The organism is Oceanispirochaeta crateris, assembly GCF_008329965.1.
GTDB classification, from domain to species: Bacteria; Spirochaetota; Spirochaetia; order DSM-2461; family DSM-2461; genus Oceanispirochaeta; species Oceanispirochaeta crateris.
This window is the reverse complement of record NZ_CP036150.1, coordinates 815,549-834,176: the sequence shown is the minus strand read 5'-3', so window position 1 is coordinate 834,176 and position 18,628 is coordinate 815,549. Positions and strand designations below refer to the sequence as shown.

The 18,628-nt window shown below is 42.0% G+C and carries 17 protein-coding genes; 7 read left to right on the top strand and 10 right to left on the bottom strand.

The features are described 5' to 3' along the window. Positions 1–86 precede the first annotated feature (86 nt). Positions 87–1,136 carry a glycoside hydrolase family 18 protein gene (locus EXM22_RS03745; protein ID WP_149485225.1) on the top strand — a complete coding sequence of 350 codons (1,050 nt, stop codon included), beginning with the start codon at positions 87–89 and terminating at the stop codon, positions 1,134–1,136. An 8-nt stretch (positions 1,137–1,144) separates the two neighbouring features. Here the strand turns inward: EXM22_RS03745 and EXM22_RS03740 are convergent, their stop codons facing one another. Together EXM22_RS03740 and EXM22_RS03735 are read right to left on the bottom strand one after the other, a co-directional pair. Continuing rightward, complete coding sequence (locus EXM22_RS03740; protein WP_168203327.1) at positions 1,145–2,377, bottom strand: hypothetical protein; 1,233 nt, start codon at positions 2,375–2,377, stop codon at positions 1,145–1,147. Between the two features lie 178 nt (positions 2,378–2,555). After that, positions 2,556–3,515 (bottom strand): alpha/beta fold hydrolase, encoded by a 960-nt coding sequence (locus tag EXM22_RS03735; RefSeq protein WP_149485223.1) that lies wholly within the window; start codon positions 3,513–3,515, stop codon positions 2,556–2,558. Between the two features lie 302 nt (positions 3,516–3,817). On the opposite strand from EXM22_RS03735, the gene EXM22_RS03730 reads away from it, so the two are divergent. Then, the gene (locus EXM22_RS03730) at positions 3,818–5,146 is read left to right on the top strand and encodes an acetate kinase (RefSeq protein WP_149485222.1); all 1,329 of its coding nucleotides are present in this window, start codon (positions 3,818–3,820) and stop codon (positions 5,144–5,146) included. Positions 5,147–5,213: 67 nt separating this feature from the next. Here the strand turns inward: EXM22_RS03730 and EXM22_RS03725 are convergent, their stop codons facing one another. The 3 genes from EXM22_RS03725 to EXM22_RS03715 are packed head-to-tail and all read right to left on the bottom strand — an operon-like array spanning position 5,214 to position 8,964. Then, on the bottom strand, positions 5,214–6,428 hold the full coding sequence (locus EXM22_RS03725) for an ornithine cyclodeaminase, nickel-pincer nucleotide-dependent (protein WP_168203326.1): 1,215 nt from the start codon (positions 6,426–6,428) through the stop codon (positions 5,214–5,216). An 18-nt stretch (positions 6,429–6,446) separates the two neighbouring features. Then, complete coding sequence (locus EXM22_RS03720; RefSeq protein WP_149485220.1) at positions 6,447–7,001, bottom strand: DJ-1 family glyoxalase III; 555 nt, start codon at positions 6,999–7,001, stop codon at positions 6,447–6,449. Positions 7,002–7,059: 58 nt separating this feature from the next. Next, complete coding sequence (locus tag EXM22_RS03715; RefSeq protein WP_149485219.1) at positions 7,060–8,964, bottom strand: AMP-dependent synthetase/ligase; 1,905 nt, start codon at positions 8,962–8,964, stop codon at positions 7,060–7,062. 151 nt (positions 8,965–9,115) lie between these two features. Between EXM22_RS03715 and EXM22_RS03710 the strand changes: the two genes are divergently transcribed. The 5 genes from EXM22_RS03710 to EXM22_RS03690 all read left to right on the top strand — a co-directional run bounded on the left by EXM22_RS03710 (position 9,116) and on the right by EXM22_RS03690 (position 12,757). Beyond that, positions 9,116–9,601: a GNAT family N-acetyltransferase gene (locus tag EXM22_RS03710; protein WP_149485218.1), complete on the top strand. Its 486-nt coding sequence runs from the start codon at positions 9,116–9,118 to the stop codon at positions 9,599–9,601. Positions 9,602–9,675: 74 nt separating this feature from the next. Next, on the top strand, positions 9,676–9,849 hold the full coding sequence (locus EXM22_RS03705; protein WP_149485217.1) for a ferredoxin family protein: 174 nt from the start codon (positions 9,676–9,678) through the stop codon (positions 9,847–9,849). A gap of 69 nt (positions 9,850–9,918) precedes the next feature. Continuing rightward, entirely contained in the window at positions 9,919–10,884 is a 966-nt protein-coding gene (locus EXM22_RS03700; protein WP_149485216.1) for an amino acid--tRNA ligase-related protein, read from the top strand. 88 nt (positions 10,885–10,972) lie between these two features. Continuing rightward, on the top strand, positions 10,973–11,542 hold the full coding sequence (gene efp / locus EXM22_RS03695; protein WP_149485215.1) for an elongation factor P: 570 nt from the start codon (positions 10,973–10,975) through the stop codon (positions 11,540–11,542). Between the two features lie 3 nt (positions 11,543–11,545). Further along, positions 11,546–12,757, top strand: coding sequence for a methyltransferase (locus EXM22_RS03690; RefSeq protein ID WP_149485214.1), 1,212 nt, complete (start codon positions 11,546–11,548; stop codon positions 12,755–12,757). Here EXM22_RS03690 and EXM22_RS03685 read toward each other — a convergent pair. From EXM22_RS03685 to coaE, 5 genes are all read right to left on the bottom strand, one after another. Further along, positions 12,754–13,953 (bottom strand): mechanosensitive ion channel family protein, encoded by a 1,200-nt coding sequence (locus EXM22_RS03685; RefSeq protein ID WP_149485213.1) that lies wholly within the window; start codon positions 13,951–13,953, stop codon positions 12,754–12,756. The two genes, EXM22_RS03690 and EXM22_RS03685, sit on opposite strands and share 4 nt — an antisense overlap. 2 nt (positions 13,954–13,955) lie before the next feature. Further along, positions 13,956–15,377 (bottom strand): orotidine-5'-phosphate decarboxylase, encoded by a 1,422-nt coding sequence (gene pyrF / locus EXM22_RS03680; protein WP_149485212.1) that lies wholly within the window; start codon positions 15,375–15,377, stop codon positions 13,956–13,958. Between the two features lie 195 nt (positions 15,378–15,572). Then, positions 15,573–17,300, bottom strand: a complete 1,728-nt coding sequence (locus EXM22_RS03675) for a sugar phosphorylase (protein WP_149485211.1) — start codon at positions 17,298–17,300, stop codon at positions 15,573–15,575. A gap of 90 nt (positions 17,301–17,390) precedes the next feature. Next, a complete protein-coding gene (locus EXM22_RS03670; protein ID WP_149485210.1) occupies positions 17,391–18,032 on the bottom strand; it encodes an SPOR domain-containing protein in 642 nt (213 codons plus the stop codon). A gap of 5 nt (positions 18,033–18,037) precedes the next feature. Beyond that, positions 18,038–18,628 (bottom strand): dephospho-CoA kinase, encoded by a 591-nt coding sequence (coaE, locus tag EXM22_RS03665; RefSeq protein WP_149485209.1) that lies wholly within the window; start codon positions 18,626–18,628, stop codon positions 18,038–18,040.

The following is an 18,628-nucleotide window of genomic DNA, read 5'->3' as shown; positions in this document are numbered from 1 at the left end:
ATCTGTTTTGTAAATCAGGAGAGAATGACTTTACCATAAAATACGGGACGGCTATAATACTTCTTCCAACAGATCCGGGAGTGTTCATGAATTTTTTCAAACCTATTATACCCATTTTTTTTCTCATTTCCCAAATTTTACTGATTCCGTCTGTACAAGGCCAATCATCTGTAAAACTGGAAACCTATCTTCCTTCCTATAGAATGAAGCAATTATTCCCTCAGGATTTTTCCGGCAGAACCGCCTGGTATCGAATGCATCCTTTTGCCAGGGGAATAGATTTCAGTAAATCCCAGACACTTCCGGCCAATTATAATTTCAGCAGAGGGGAATTCATTTTAAATCATTTTGATGAGGTCTACTTCTTTTCTCTTCAGATTCCCCCCAATGGAGATCCCTTTATCCCGGTTGATATGGTTGATCAATTAACCTATTTGAAGCGTTTTTCAACTTTAAAGAATGCAAATCTGAATCTCTGTATTAGCGGGTCTTCCAGTGATTTTATTCCTATGCTGAGGGATGAAACCAAGAAGGATCTCTTTCTGAGGGAACTCTCAAATTTATTGGACGAATACCAACTGCAGGGCATAGATCTGGATTGGGAGTTTCCTGGAAATGATCAGGAAAAAGAATTCTATATGGATTTCTTAACTGATTTAAGAGATTTATCTGAAACGAAGCAGAAATCGCTTTCCATAGCCGTCAGCAGATTCCGTTCACTCCCCGATGAGGCCTATCAGCTGCCCGATAAGATCCATTTAATGACCTATGATTTTTATGGCCGCCATTCAACCTTGGAAAGTACCAGAGAAGCCCTTGAATACATGATCGCTCGGTATGACATCCCTCCTGAGAAACTATGGATGGGGATTCCCTATTATGGGAGAATTTTTGACGGTTACTCTCCCGACTATTGGAAAAAATCCCAATCCTACAAGGAGATTGTCAGACAGAATTCTCTATTAGCTCATGAAGATGAAGCTCAGGGATACTATTTTAATGGAGCGGATACTGTAAGCAAAAAAACTGAGCTGGGAAAGGAGCTTGGTCTCGGCGGATTCTTTGTCTGGGAAATCGGCCAGGATAGTTTGAGTGAAAAATCTCTAACCCTTACCCTCTTCGAATCTCTTCAATAGCGGATTTGTCAATGACTCCACTCCAACTGCAATCGCAGCAAGATTGCTTCGGATGGGTTCCTGTTCTCACGGGGATAAACAAATTCATACCCGGCTTTCCCCTTTATACTGAAAGAACCAATGTAGAAGGATTCTTCCCACTGTGGCAAAATACTGGTGGTACCGATCTCGGCGCGGACAGGGCAGGAAAAGCGGCTGTGTCCCCCCTGTTTACGACTTCTTTTGACTTCGGGAATGAGAGACCATTTTAAAATCCCGCTGTTGTCATGTGCAATTTCCCCATCTAACTGAGATCTCCACAGACCGGTCCTCACAGCTACCATAAGGCGGTACCCTTTGACCTTGAGGATGGATTCATCCAACGGTTCACGATCTTCTGTGAACTCAAAAAGAAAAGAGAGTGGACCTGGCGTAATCTCTGCTTTAAACTGCACCCCATCCCAGGGTGTTGATCCGTCGTCTTTGAATCCTTGATAAAAATAAATTGTCATAAAACAGGCAGGAGTCGGGGTCACATTTGCCTTGCTATCCCAATAGTGAACCCAGTTGACCCTATCAAGACTCTGGTTCACCCAGAACTCAGAATTGTACCAGTACCTGCCGGTTAAATCCCAAGAATCACCAAACCAAGTATAAACCGGAAGGAATGAAAATCCGGGAATTCTGTTTTCAGAAAATGATCCTCCACCCTGAAAATGAAAACGATAATTTTTCCCTTCATTTTTAACATCCATTCCCGGATGATAAACGGGTTGATCATCCTGAATAAGTTCATTCTCAAACCATGAGTCTTCTAAAGCGTCCTGTGAATCTGGGAAAAGAATTGATAGACCCAGTGTCATCGATGTATAGGGTGTTATGGAACATTCCTGCCAAAAGGCTGATTGGATTTCCCCTTCAGATTTCCGGGCTAGTACTCCCCCGTTATGGGACCAAAGGAGAGCCCCAGAAATAGGGTCAAAAGGATCGAGGTTATTTCTGTTAGGTACTAGACCATGATTCTGTCGCAGAGTGCTGTCGCTGATTAGAGAACTTAGACACATGAATTTCCAGAGCCCTGAAGGATCAAATGACCCGAATTGTATGGAAGGACTATCCCAAATGAAATACGCCGGCTTTGTGTCACCCCCCTGATCGGTCCTCACCATAAGCTCTGTAAGAAATTGTTCTTCAGATATACGGTATAAAATCTTATTTTCTGTTTTATATGTCCAGCTCTCCCGGATAACCTGATCCGACATGAGGGGAGAACAGATCAGTATAAAAACGATAAGGATGAAAAGCATACAGTAAAAACTGATTTTTAAGGACTGATGCTTCAAAAAAAAGAGGCTGCCTCAAAACTGTGGCAGCCTCAACTCCTTTTTCACTAGTTTCAAATCCTATGAAATGAAACATTTCCCCTTTGCGTTTGCTTTTTCAGCTTTTCAATTGGGAATCAATCCAACTGAATATGTCTTTATAACAGTCATCTCTTTCCAGTTCATTGAGACATTCATGTCTCATTTTATCTTTGAGGACCACTGTTACATCTTGATTTCCAGATTTTCTATAAGAAGAGGCGACCCTTTCCACACCCTTACCAAAATTCCCGACAGGATCATCCTTTCCAGAATAGAATAAAAGTGGTAATAGATTTGGTGTCGAATCATAACAGCGTTGCCTGCCTATGATTTTCAAACCAGTGGTAAGATCAGAATAGAACCCGCAGGTACACACAAATCCACAATAGGGATCTTCTACATACTGACGAGTCTTTTCCGCATCCCGTGAGAGCCACTCAAATCCATGGGAACTTTCAGTTTTGAACTTTTTGTTATTGGATCCAAAACTGAGCTTATCCATCAATTGGCTTCTATGGCGCTTTCCTTTCAATGCCGCTTCCAAATTGGAAATAAGAGACGCTAATGATAATACAATGGACGGCTGATCACCCGTTCCAGAGATGATAGCGGCATGGATTTCTGAACCATAAAGACTCAGATAGTGTCTGGTCAAAAAAGAACCCATACTGTGACCAAGCATCAAAACTGGAACCTCTTTTTGCTCTTCAATGACAAGAAGATAAAGTGCACGGATATCACCGATCACCTTCATCCAACCCTTTTCATCTGCAAAGTATCCTAAATTTTCTTTAGAACCTGCGGTTTTTCCATGACCTCGATGATCCTCACCATAAACAGCAATACCCTGAGAGGCCAAAAAGACGGCGAAAGAATCATAGCGGTCAATATGCTCTGCCATTCCATGATTGATAATGAGAACTGCTCTAATTTTTTGTTGAGTCGGCAGCCATTTTCGGCCATGAATAATGTTTGATCCATCCCCTTGGAATGAAAAAGACTGGGACTCGGTTTCCTTTGGATTGTCCTGTATCACAAAAACATTATACACCGATCTGTAGGATTCTTAAAGTTATTTTTACTATGGGCCTATAAACAAATCAAAGGCATTCCAATTGCATTTCAAAACCTTTTCACAAGCAATTTGAAAGAGTTAAATAAAGTTACAACGGATATTCAAAGAATAAATAAATACTGTTTTTGTTCAGACAATTTCTTTACATCTATTGAACTTTCCACACCAAACTGTAAAATAGAATATAAAATTTCAATTAAACGCCCTCTTGGGGCCTATCAATATATTGAAATCATTATGATTAAACAGCTCTGGAGGATAAAATGGTTATTTTAACACTGAACTGCGGAAGTTCTTCTGCAAAATTTCAGGTTTATGATTGGGACAAAAAAGAAGTATTGGGTGTTGGTATTGTTGAAAGAATTGGTCAGGAAATGTCAAACATTGAACACAAACCCCTCAATAAAAATGAGTTTGAAGAGAGTGGACCCTGTCATGATCACAAAGTAGCCATTGAATGGATTATCAAAACCATTCTCAATAAAGATCATGGTTGTATTGAAAAAATAGATGAAATTAAAGCCGTTGGACATAGAGTTCTCCATGGTGGAGAAATCGTTAAACAGTCCACTGTTGTAGATGAAGAAGTCTTAAAAGTATTTGAATCTCTGAACCACCTTGGTCCTTTACACAACCCCGCGAACATTCAAGGAATTAGAGCAGCCATGGCCGTTCTTCCAGAAGTTCCTCACTGTGCTGTTATGGACACAGCATGGCATCAAACAATGCCTGCACACGCCTTCATGTATGCCCTGCCCTACGACTGGTATACGAAATACAATGTGCGTCGTTATGGTTTTCACGGAACGTCTTATCTTTATACTGCCAAAAGAGCTTCTGTCCTCCTCGGAAAAGACCCTGCCAAAACCAATGTTATCATCTGCCATATTGGTAATGGAGCCTCTATGTGCGCCGTAAAGGATGGTAAATGTTACGATACCTCCATGGGAATGACTCCCCTCGAAGGGCTGATCATGGGATCACGTTGCGGTGATATAGATCCTGCCATCGTCCCTTACATCATGAAAGAAACAGGAATGAGCGGAGCAGAAATGGATACTGCCATGAACAAAAAAAGCGGTATTTTGGGTATTACTGAAAAGTTTGTTGACCGTCGCGATATTCAGACTGGATGTGATAATGGTGATGAGAGATGTATCCTGGCCATGGAAATGGAAACATATAGAATCAAAAAATACATTGGTTCCTACTATGCGGCCCTTGGCCATGTAGACGCCATTGTCTTCACTGCCGGTGTTGGTGAAATGAATCCCAACTACAGAGAAAAATCTGTAGGTGGTCTGGAAAGTATGGGAATTAAGCTGGATGACAGTAAAAACAAAGCGTCCTCAACACGGAACTGTGAAACCTGTATCTCTGCAGACGATTCTGAGGTAAAAGTTTTTGTTATTCCCACCGACGAAGAGCTGGTAATGACCGAAGACACCTATGCGCTTATGAATGGAACTTACGACATTCACACAAACTATACCTACTACTTCCAGAGCAAAGAATACAAAAACAAGGCGAGAGAAAGAGCACTTCCAGCCAATCTGAAAAAAAATCCCGCTTTAAAAGATATTATGGTCTGAAATATTAAAAAGACTTAGAATATAATTAAGGAAACAGAGCCTGGAGATGATCTAGGCTCTGTTTTTTTTATAATTTAAGATTTAATCTACCGGCTAGGGCATTCAGAAAAAGGCCTACATCACTGACAATCCCTATGGCTTGCCCACTACCCCGGTCTGCCAGCTTGGTCACAACTGCAGGGTTAATATCGATACAGACTGTCTTGACCCAGGATGGCGTCATATTTCCGGTTCCTATGGAATGCAACATGGAAGAGAGCATCAAAATCATGTCTGCCCCCTTGATAATCTGTGCATACTGGGATTGAGCCTCAATCATATCATTGACTGTTTCGGGCAAGGGGCCGTCATCTCTGATAGAGCCTGCAAGGCAGTAGGGAATCTTTGACTTTTCAACCTGATACATCAGCCCCTCTTTTAAATCCCCTGCTTCCATAGCCTTCTTGATTGATCCAAATCCATTGATCCTATTTATGGCCCTCATATGATGGTTATGACCGCCATGTGTGGGTTTTCCTGTCTTCGTATCCACGCCTAAAGAAGTGCCATAATAGAAGGATTCCAGATCGTGGACGGCCACGGCGTTCCCCCCCAGGAACCCCTGGATGTATCCCTCACGGATTAACGCAGACAGCGCCGGAGCTCCTCCTGTATGAACCACAACAGGACCGCAGACAACAATGCATTTTCCGCCATCCTCTTTGATCTGTTTCAACTCACGAGCTATGGTATCAACGGCAATGTCATAGCTCCGTTCCGAGGAAACCTCATTGGTCATGAAGGCAAAATCATCTTCCTTCATTTCAGCAGCAGGAGGATACACTCTCACAGACTCACTTCCGCAGAGAATGAAATCCCCTTTTTTGATATCCCTGATTTTTGTACATTCAAAACCATGATCTTTTTTGATGATTACAGCATCCATTCTTTGAGACTGAACTGGATTCCACTTTGAGCCGAAATAGATTTCTGTTCTATGATTAGTTGAAGAATAGAAGCCTTCCGGCGCATGCGCATCCTTGATTGCCCTCTCAAAAACAGCATCTACGGCTCCCTTTTCATGGGCTCCCAGAGGAGACACTTTGGTTAAGACTAGCTCAAGAGATTCCTGATCCTCAGCAAAGATTGTAATCTCCGCCCTGGTAGTCTCGACTTTAGTTTTGCCCACCGTGATTTTATCGATATGATAGTCCAGGTTCTCATCGACAATTAAATTTAATAGATTGGATAACAAGCCTGAATCAATGAGATGTCCTTCTATGATGATTGTCATATTATTCATATTTACCTCCATCATGCCTCAATATCCCGCTTGAAGAGTCGACTTCATCACTTCATCTGCCTTTTCACGACTGCTCAGATATGCAATGACCTCTGCTGAAAATTCAGCAGCTCCACCAACGCCACAACCGGTAATGATATTCTTATCACAGACGACTCTGTCCGTTGAATAGTCTCCATAAGGTCCCGCCTTATCCTGAAAACCGGGATAGCATGTATAACGGCTCTTTTCAAGGATTCCAGCCCCTCCTAAAACAAGGGCCGGAGCGGCGCAAAGGGCTGCAACCAGCTTTCCTTCTTTATGGAACCCCCGAATCAGGTTCACAACATGGTCGTTGGCTGCGATGTGAGCGGACCCTGGCATTCCCCCGGGAATGATGACAGCATCCGCATCTTCTGGAAACTGATCAAGCTCAACATCCGCCATTAGAGAAACACCATGGGCCCCTTGGATAACGCTCTTATCCAATCCAACAGTGACAACCTGAATGCCCGTCCTCCTGAGAAAGTCAATCGGTGTTATGGCTTCTATTTCTTCCAGACCATCTGCCAAGATTATGGCGACCTTTGTCATATTTCACTCCTGGGCTCACCAGAAAATAGGAACCATTCCCTGATGAACCAAATTGATTTTATCGGCTCAAAAGACTATCAATCTCTGCCTTATATAAATCATATATCTTGGGTCTTAAAAGTTCCATCTTTGCAGAGAGTTCTTTCCCTACTTCAAAACTATTGTGAAGAATACTGAATTGATAAATCCTTTCAAAGCTTGAAAACCCGTTGGCAGGACAGACTAGATCGGCAATTTCCTGATTTATGAGTTCCTTCAATTCAGGAACATCTCCAAGTAATGTTCTGTTCTCGTACATGATGTTGTTCTTTTTTGCATATTCTTCCATTGTATCAAAATTGGGTATGATGATTGCCGACAAATATTTTTTATCCTGACCCAATACCACTGCATTATCGATATAGGGAGACTCTTTAATTTTTGATTCAAGAGGAACAGGCTCAACATTTTCACCACCCAAAAGAACAATGGTATCTTTGGCACGCCCTACTAAGGTTATTTCATTATTCAACGAAATAATTGCGATATCTCCCGTATCGAGCCATCCATCAGATGTCAGAACCGTATCTGTCAACTCCTGATTTCCGTAATACCCTTTCATCACCTGTGGTCCCCGAACATGGAGGACTCCTCGTTCTCCAGACTTCACTTCAGCACCATTTTTATCTAAAACCTTGATTTCTGTTCCGATAAAGGCGGGACCGACAGTGTTGACGACAGGATGGGACTCTTTCCGAACCGAGATAACAGGTCCTGATTCAGTGAGGCCGTATCCTTCAAGGACTTTTACACCAACCCCAGCAAAAAAGTTATCGACATCTCTTTGGAGCGCCCCTCCACCCGAAATTCCGGCTCTCAGACATGGAAACATTTTATCAATAATCTTACTGAAGAGGATTTTATCACCGAGAGTCCTGAGAGGACGGGTAGCAAGCCGTCCTGTATGGGCAGCGATTTTCTTAAGAGCAGTACTCTGCCCAGTATAATCTGGATACCGATCTTCAATCACACAGCGATAATGTTCATCCTGAATGGCTTTTTTAAGAAAAAATCGGAATAGTTTTTCAGCCTTTTCTCCCTTCTCTTTTATATTCCTGAGGACTCCCGCATATAAGGCTTCCCAGAGACGCGGTACTGCCGTCATAAGAGTAGGTTTTACAGCTTGAAGATCCATAAGGAGTGTTTTTCCAACGGGTTTGGAATAGGCGAGACAGGCTCCGTTCAGGCAAGAGACATACTGGATAATCCTCTCAAAAGAGTGCCAAACAGGCAAAATTGTCAACCATGTGTCATTTTCGGAGACTGGAATTGAATCCAACATGGCTTCTGACTGATAGATATAACTCTTGTTTGTCAGCATAACCCCTTTAGGTATTCCTGTCGTTCCCGATGTAAAAATGATAGTAGCTATATCATCCTCTTGTCCCAATGCTATCTCTTTCTCGATTAAATCCGGTTGGGATTGAATGATTTCTTCACCTGTTTTCATCAAGTCTGAGTATTGATAGAGTGTGAATCGGGACGCTTTGGAACGACTTTCTGCATCCCCCGGTTCTATCATGATAATCTTTTTTAACTCAGGCAGTTCATCCTGTACTTCAAGAACTTTATCCAACTGCATGCTGTTTTCCAATATGACAGTGCCACATTGGGGAATACTCACTATATGTGCCAAAATCTTAGAATTGATATCACAGCCACGGGGAGCATCATTGGCACCCAGAGAAAGAAGACCCATATCACAGATAAGCCACTCCTTTCTGTTATCTGCAATGATCCCGACAGTGTCTCCTCTTTGAATTCCTATAGACTGAAAGCCAGCGGCGCAAAACTGAACTTCCCTATAAAACGTTTTATAATCTGTTTCTTGAAAGACACCATCCGCATCTTTACTGAGCTGGGCACACTGATCGGGAAAAGTTTTCACAACCTTCTGCAGTTGTTTCATTATTGTAGATTCCAATTAAAGCCTCCATGAATCATCATGTATATGCATGTTTTGTGTCAGGTTTTACTCTATCTATATGAATAAACCTATTCAGCATAGGGAAGTAACCATCTTACTAGTATATTTATACTACACCCATAGTAAAGGTTGAGATCCTCTTCCGTCAATGAGTTATATTGAATCAGTTTTGATTCTGGCATATCCTGTTGTTATGAATGATAAGAACATCGAAATTAGGCAGGCATTTTGGGAATCAGATCTGAAGTACATTCAAGATGTAAGGACCCGTGTCTTTGTACAGGAACAGGGTGTACCCATCGAACTTGAATGTGATGGGAATGATCCACAGATGACCCATGTTCTTGCCTTTGTAAACTCACATGCGGCCGGAACAGCACGCATGAGCCCACAAGGCCATATAGGCAGAGTCGCCGTACTTTATGAATACAGAAAAAATAATATTGGTACCCTTTTAATGGAAGCCTTGGAGAATTTGGCCGTCTCGTTCTCCATGGATGAGGTCAGTTTGAATGCACAGACCCAGGCAATGGGCTTTTATAAGAGTTGTGGATACAAAGAAGAAGGTGAAATATTCGAAGAAGCCGGAATATCTCACATTCATATGAAGAAAAAGATCGTCAAAACCTATTGATTATGTTGATCTTCCTGAGGGAATAAGATACTTTTATATCAGAAAAACCAACAAAATTGTTATGGAGGAATCCCATGGCCTATGTAATTAAAGCCGAAGATTGTGTAAACTGCGGCGCCTGTGAAGGTGAATGTCCTGTTGAAGCAATCAGCGAAAAAGATGATGCCAGAGTCATCGATGCAGATCTGTGTACCAGCTGCGGTGCTTGTGCAGATGTTTGCCCCACAGAATGTATTCTGGAAGGTTAAGATCAGCCTTTTAATAAAAGCCGTCTACACCAGACGGCTTTTTTTGATTAATGCCATTGAGGAAAAGACATGGTCGTAGAAATAATTAAAAAGTGCAGTTCCATAAAGAAAGAAATAAGAAATTTCTTTGACTCCAGGGGATTCCTGGAAGTAGAAACACCACTGCTCTCTCCTCATCTGATTCCGGAATCTTCAATTGAAAACTTCAAAACCGATCTCATTAGCCCTTATAAAGGAAATTCGCCTCTTTTCCTAACACCCTCACCAGAGATATGGATGAAACAGCTTCTGGCAAGGGGTTCGGGAGATATTTATCAAATCTGTAAAAGCTTTAGAAACAGCGAACAGATCAGTGCCATTCATAATCCTGAGTTTACAATGCTTGAATGGTACAAGACAGGAATTACATCCGATGCAAATATAAAGATATGTGAAGACCTCATCGATTCGATCAGTCTTTCCGAAACTCCTCAAAAATGCAGACCTCCATTCCGGGTAATGACGATGGAAGAGGCTTTTAGAGAACTGGGTGGGTTTTCATTAGAGGAGAATCTGGATAGTGAATCCTTGTTAGGACTCTTATCCGACCATAATATTCCAGGAAGCTCCAATGACAGCTGGGAAGTTCTTTTTCATAAATTGTTTCTAACACTAATAGAACCCGAATTACCAACAGAAAAACCTCTCGTGCTGAAAAATTATCCCTCTCGTCTTTCTACACTTGCTGCGGATGTGACCGGAACTCCCTGGTCGGACCGTTGGGAGCTGTATATAAATGGAATAGAGATCGCAAACTGTTATACTGAAGAGACAGATCTTAAAAAAATGCAGAATTACTATCAGAATGAAACTTCAATAAAGGCTGCAGAGGCGGTGATTCCTGTGGTTTCTTCAGAAAAATGGTTAGCTGGCATGGCCGGATTCCCTTCTTGTTCTGGATCAGCAATCGGTGTAGACAGACTTCTCGCTGCACTTCTGGGGATGAAGGGCATTCAGGGGGTGATTTTATTTCCCCTTGATGATATACTCCTCTGAGCAAAAATAAAGCAAAGAATAGAGCAATCACAAGAACGTTGAAATGCTCTTAAGAACAAACTAAAGAAATAGATTCAAAGGAAATTATATGGGACAGATTAAAGCGGGCGCCATAGCCAAAGGGACTTTCTTACTTGAAAAAGATACACCTTTTATAGTTGTAGAAAGAGAATTTGTAAATCCAGGTAAAGGTTCGGCTTTTGCCAGGTTGAAATTGAAAAATCTTAGAACAGGAGCCGTTCTCAAGGTTACCCACAAAACTCAGGACGCTGTTGAAGAAATTGATGTAGAAGATGTATCTTCCCAGTTTCTCTACTCAGATGGAGAAAGCTATCACTTCATGAATACCGTCACATTTGAACAGTATGAAATTCCCATGGTTTCCATGGAAGACATGCAGTATTTCCTAAAAGAAGGAGAAAGCTATAAGGTGGTTCGTTGGGGAAATGAATCTCTGGATATCAAACTTCCTCCAAAGATCGACTTTTTGGTTACAGAAGCAGAAGATGGTGTTAAGGGTGATACCGTTCAGGGTGCTACGAAGTACGTCAAAGTTGAAACTGGTCTTACTGTCAAAGTGCCTATTTTTATCAAAGAAGGCGAGACCATTAGGGTCAACGTAGAAACCAAAGAGTATCAGGAAAGAATTAACAACTGATTTATGAAACAAAAGACAGATCCTCTCATACAAAAGCTGCTGAATAAACAGGTTAATTTTCAGTTTCACGGGATGAAGCTTAAGTTTGATCTTTCCATGGGATTGTTCAGCAGTTTTGATATTGATGCCGGAACAAAACTTCTCTTGAAGACCTTAGCCAAAGAAGTGCCTCTTGCAGACTGTAAAAATGCCCTTGATACGGGATGCGGTACAGGTGTTTTGGGGGTTTGTCTTAAAAAGAAATACCCTGATCTTGACATGCAATTTCAAGACAGGGATGCCTTAGCCATTGCTTTTTCTTCACATAATGCACATCTCAATGGCTTGAAAGTTGATCCATCAAAATTTTCAGAAGGCTTACTTCTTGACGGAATAGATTTTAATTCCCAAGATCTGATTGTCTGCAACATTCCTGCCAAGGCGGGAGAACATGTCATTCGGGATTTCATTACAAAAGCGGCCTCCTGCATCCGGGAAAGGGGCACTGTGGCCGTAGTAATCGTTGATACTCTCAAAGATCTGCTTGCTGAATCCATAAAGGATAGTGGATGTCCATTGCTGTATACCGAAGCGACAAGAATGCACAGTGTATTCCACTTTGGCAGCAGTCCATCAAAGGGAAAAATTGATTTTTCCCGGTATATCAGGAAAACCGCTTCCTTTAAAATCTGCGATGACAGATACAAACTCTCGACGGTTTACAACCTGCCAGATTTTGATCAAGTTAGTTTCTGGCTCCATGTTTCTGGAGAGATTCTTCATCATACTTCGTTTACTGGTAGATCTCTCTTCTGGAATCCGGGCCAGGGCCACCTTCCCGTCTGGTTGCATTCAAGAATGTCCAATAATATAAAATCCGTTAGTCTGGCTTCCAGAGATATTCTCCAGAATAAGATCAGCTTCTACAACCTCAAACAAGCTGGATTCGATGGATCAATTGAAACATATGAACTTCCAGATGAATCCTCTCTATGTGAAAATTTTGATGATTCATCCTTCGATTGTATTTTTTTGAATTTGAATCCAATCCCTAAAGTAAAATGGCACAAAGACTTAGCCGTAACAGCCGCTAAACTGGTCAAACAAGGAAGATTTTGTTTTATCATGGGGAGAAGTTCTGATATGTCCCTCTTGGAAAAACATATCCAAGGATTTAAAACGGTTATGGATGAGAGATTCAAGGGCAACAGAGGTCTTCTGCTCAAAAAGAATTAATCCTCGGGATCTTCGCTTACAGTGACCGTCCCGTCTTCATCCATCTGGATAGGGGCATCGGGATCCGGCATAGACTTGATATGAACATCCCTCTGGGGAAATGGAATCTCTATTCCTTCTAATTTAAAGCTCTTCCATATTTCCATATTGGTCCAGGAATGGGCATCAAATTTAAAGTTGACATCTCTGATTAAACTCCTGAGACATACATTGATTCCATTGTCTCCAAATGACCGTATACGCACAATATTTTCTGAACCTCCTAATTTATAGGGGTTTCTTTCATTTATTTCTTCCAAAAGAATGCGAACTCTTTCCAAATCTGAATTATACGAAACAGCAACTTCATTCTCAATGACAATCTGACGATCCGAGTAGGAGTAATTATGAACTGCATTGTCCACAAAATGAGAATTTGGAATGATAATATTCTGATTTTCAAATGTCTTTATGTCTGTTGAAATAAACCTGATATGCTGAACTATGCCGTCTAGACCATTAACCAGTATTCTGTCCCCTTCCTTAATGGGTCTGGTCGAGATGATGATGAGTCCTGCAAAAAAATTAGCCACAATGCTTTGAAGACCAAAACCCAATCCCAGTCCGAGAACGCCCAATATGACGCTCAGAGCGGATAGATCAATTCCCACAACGGACAACCCAAAGAGAAAAGCCATTGTCATCACAATATACCGGGCCATACTGCCAATTGAGAACCTTTTTGCTTCATCCATACCCAGTTGTTCAAACAGGGAAGAGTCTAATATTCTCTTAGCATATTTTCCGGACCAGGAAGCAAGGTAAAACACGGGGACCAGCATCAAAAGGGTCACCACTGAGATACGGGTATTCCCTGAGACAAAAAATGGACTATTTAAAAATCCTAAAAATTGCCTATACCAGGAATATACTTCCGTTTCCAGTAGATTCCCGATCGAGGCTGCCAGTCCGGCAATAACAAGAATTTTTAAGACCAGACGAGTATACTTCTTGGTCTGTTGAACCGTATTTTCTTTGAACCTCGTTAGAGTTAAGATCCGCTTGACTATCCAGTTTATCAAACCATAGAGAAGCAGCATTGCAAAGAAAGGCAGTAAAACCCTTGTGATCAACCCGACAGCACTGAATGGCAGAGAAAAAGAGCCAATCGATATGTGACGGGTCATGATTTCGGCAAAGGCTTTGAAAAGATTCAATCCTATTCCTTTCCGGCAAAGTCAAGCATGTCTTTTAACTGAACATCATCAATCATATTCAGATCACGGCAGGGCTGAAGGAATTCTTTCACATGGGCATAACTGTGTAAATTGATCCCAGCGGCTTCCATGTCTTTTCGCCCCTGCACCCCTCTTTCTAAAAGAACCAGCAGATCTTCCACAACAAGACCGGCATCCCTCAGGATCTCAATGGCTTCTACCTTGGACTTCCCTGTCGTAATTAGATCATCTAAGAGAAGGATCTTTTCTCCTTTTTTATATTCACCTTCAATACGATTGCCCGTACCATGCTCTTTCATGGTCATACGGGGGTAAATCATGGGAATACCCGTTTCGAGTGAAACAGCCGTTGCCAGAGGAAGTGCCGCGATGGGGATTCCTGCGATTCTATCAAAGTCCAGCCCTTTCATTAATTCTGCGTAACCTCTAGCAACTTCGGCCAACAATGAAGCATCCGAAGAAACTCTTCTTAGATCAATATAAAATGGTGATTTTTTTCCGGATTTAAGGATAAATTCTCCGATACGGAAACATTCGGTCTTAATGAGTCCTTTCATAATTTTATCTTTTCTTATGCCTTTCAGAGACAGACCTGAAACGGAGACTCTTTTTGCTCTGGCGTCATTCAATTTATCTCTGTATTCTTTGGCGGCTTTTCCCGGTTCTTTGGCTTCGGCGACACTTCTAGAAACATTTGGCAGTATACCCAGACCATCAGCCCTGCAACCTGCAGAGACAGCTTCTAGCATATCTCCACCTTGAGCACCAATTCCTGGCGTCAGAAACCATGTATCAGGACAAACGGCGCGTACCTTTTTGAGCGCCACAGTATCAGTACCGGCGACAACAAGGCCGACTTGAGATCCCCAAGATATACATTCCCGGGCTGTAGAGATATAAAGATCTTCATGTTCACCCCCAGATCGCTGAACTTGAAGATCCTGAATGGCACCTGCACCGGGATTTGTTGTTCTGCACAGCAAAAAAACTCCATGTTCGTCACCCTTGTTCAGGAAGGGATCAACTGCATCTCTTCCCATATAGGGAGATAATGTGACAGCATCTGCCTTGTAAAAATCGAGGAGAGAATCAGCATAGGCTTGGGCGGTAGAACCGATATCATTTCTCTTAGCATCAATGAGAACTGGAATTTCTCTTGGTATCAGTGAAAGCGTTTCTTTAAGGGCCATTAATCCTTCTGGACCATAGACTTCATAGAAGGCTATGTTTGGTTTGAAACAGGCGGCATAAGGCAGTGTTTCTTCTATGATACGGCGATTCTGTTCTACAATTTCTTTCATCGCTGCACCAGAACCTTTGGCTTTGACCCGAGGATCTAGACCTATGCATAAAAGTGTTTCTTTTTCCCGACAGACAGAATCCAGTTTTTCAAAAAATGTCATTGATTGTTACTCCGCTTGTTTTTTCACCAGAATCAGGGCATGAAAATCTGATAATTTTTTGACATTATAATGAAAAGAAGAAGACCTGAACAGTCTCAAATCCGATGAGATATGATCTTACAGAAAAAGGGTTCGATTTTTCTACTTTTTCGCAGGATATCAAACTGTTCATGTCTATCAATCTAAAACCTATTCTTAGAACGCTACCCAGCAGACTTCAAAGGGTTCCAAAATAATCTCCCATCTTCCCTCTTCGGCTTCAATAACACTACCGCCGGAAGTCAGACAATCACAGCTCCCTGGTAGAGGAATAGGACAATTGCGACCATCGATGACCATATGGAGTCTTCTTCTGGATGTGTTCTGTAAACAGAGGATGGATTCACTGGAATCATAGGCTGTTCGTATCAAGGCAAACACTTCATCGTCAAGTTTTAAAATTGTTTGCGGAGAGGATGGATCAAAGGCTTTTCTGGAGCGTCTGATTTTAAGAAGCCCCCGATACCCCAGGTAAATGAGACGGCGGAGAGAATCCTCTTCTTCCAGTTCCTTTACCAGTTGGTGACTATCCAGCTTTTCACGGTTGATCCTCCGGTTGATTCCAGATTCATCAACACCCTGAGTCCAGTTGCCTGAACCAAGAAGGCTGTGAACATATATGCCGGGTACACCGGCCATCACGAGCATAACTGCCTGGGAGGATAGAAACTGCATGGCCTTGAGCTCTACCGGGAAATCAGGATTATTGACTGCATCTCTAAAATTGATATTGAGCTCATAGGGTATCTCACCATCAGCTGTGGCCTTGTATGAGACCCTTCCCCCTCTGGTGCGAACCACATCAATGAGATGGTCTACTTCATCCTCATTGAGATAACCACGGGCCGGAAGAACTCCTATACCATCATGACTGGACATAAAATTAAAATAAGAATGATCCGAATTTACTCTTGGAAGAGAATGAGCCCAATCAGTTAGGTGCACTGCACTCTCTCTGATAAAGGCATCCAATGTTAGAGGTGGAAGGGTAAACTGGTAGACCATGTGCGCCTCATCCCTGCCTGTTCCAAAATAAGAAATATTATCTTTATGGGGGACATTCGTCTCGGTGAGGAGAATGATGTGAGGGGCAACATCGTTAAGAACCGCGCGATACAATTGGACAATGGCATGGGTTTTAGGATGATGCATACAGCTTGTACCAATTTCTTTCCAGAGGAAGCCGATAGCATCCAGACGAATGATCTGAGCGCCTTTTGACGCATACAGAAGGAATATATCAAGGAATTCGAGGAGGACATCGGGATTTGAAAAGTCAAGATCGACCTGATCGGGACTGAAGGTTGTCCAAACATGCTCCTTCCCGCGACTAGTCTCAAACTCAGTAAGCAGAGGGAGGGCTCGGGGACGGAAAACCGTCGACAGGTCCGTAGAAGGATCGACCCGATGAAAATATCGGCTGTATTTTTCATCACCTGCCAAAAATCCCTTGAACCACGGGCTGGAAACGCTGCAGTGATTCAGAACAAGATCAAACATCAAATTAAAATGCTCTCCCAGTTCTTCCACATCTTCCCAGCTTCCTAGGTCTGGATTGATCTTCCTGTAATCAACAACCGAAAAGCCGTCATCCGAAGTATAGGGAGAGAATGGAAGGATATGAATTCCAGAAATATGATCCTTGAGCCATAAATCTGAAAATTCCTTTAAAGCCTGCAAAGGGGTGATACCATTTTTTTGAATAGAATCGCCATAACTGATCATGATGACATCGTTCTGCGAAAGAGGGAGCTTGGCTCTCGGTATTTTGGGAACCTTGATCAAGGAGCTCCATTGATCCTGTAAACGATCAATTCTCTTTGCTATTGATTCTACGGAATCAGGACCATAAATAAATTCAATAAGTTCTTTTTTCGTCTTCATACTATTAATTATAGAGTTTCAGAACTAACATACCAGAAAAAAAAGGATAAGACTCAGGTCTTATCCCTTAATGTTCAAAAATTTATTCTGTTAAGAGTTTACAACTACTTTTTTTACAATGACAGACTGTATGACATAGCTTTCTTCATACCCTTTGAGTTCTCTCACCTGAATACTGAATTTTTCAGCCTCTTCCTTTGTATTAAAGGCGCCAATTCGAACCCTGTATCGGGCACTGCCATCCACATTTTTCGTCTGGACTGTACTAGATAGCCCCTTTTCTTTTAAAAAAGTACTGACTGTTTCGGCTTTTGTCATAGAACTATAGGAACCAACCTGAATCCAGTAGACAAGTTGTGAAACTTCTTTATATACGGGAGCTTTCACTTTTGGAACCACCGGTGTTTCTACAACAACAGCCGGTTCTTCCACTTCGGGAAGAACTTCCTCTGTTAGAATTTCAACGTCTATCAAGTCTTCAGCACTTTCTTCCATTCCGGGATACTCATCACTCTCACGAGACCATTCAATAGGATCGAATTCTTCTACTTCTTCTTGAGTCACCAGAGTCGTTGACGCGAGAACAGGTTTAAGTTCCTCCCCTGTTCTATCGGGTGAAAAAAAGAAGAATCCTGCCGTTCCAACGATGATCAATAGACCCAAGGCAGAAAGAAGAACCCATAGCGTTTTTAGATTATTGTCATCTCTAGACTGACTTTTTATACTATCCATACAGTTTATCTCTCCGGTGGAAGATGTTTTATCAAAGAATCAACCCGTTTCTGAAGAACAGAACGGGTGAAGCCGTTTCTTATAATATAAGTATCGACTCTGGATAAAAAAAATTGAGACTTTAGTTCTTTCTGAGCTCGGAATCTTCTGCATATATGCAGAAGAGATCTTTGATCTCTTTTTAAGGCTCTCAAGAACCTCAAGCCCCAGGGAGCACTGACCCATATGACAAGATCACACCGTTTCCAGAACTCTCCTTTCTGTAGAGCGGCCGCATTCAGGATGATATGAGCCCCAGGACGGGCATCACAAATGATCCTATTCAATGATTCATCCAGTTTTGGGTAGAGGAGGTCCTCCAATTTCTTAAGAAGAGGAGGACTTTTAAAAACAATTTGTCCCAAGGCCCTTCGATCTATCTGACCATGAGAATCCAGAATCGAATCTCCAAAATTTGTCAAAAGAATCTCTTTCATGGATTCCTGAAGCCGATGAACTTCCAGATCCAGATCAATGCATAAAAATCCACGGAACTCTAACATTTCCGCAATCTGATTCTTACCAGAACAGCTCTTGCCTGCCAACCCAATGATCAT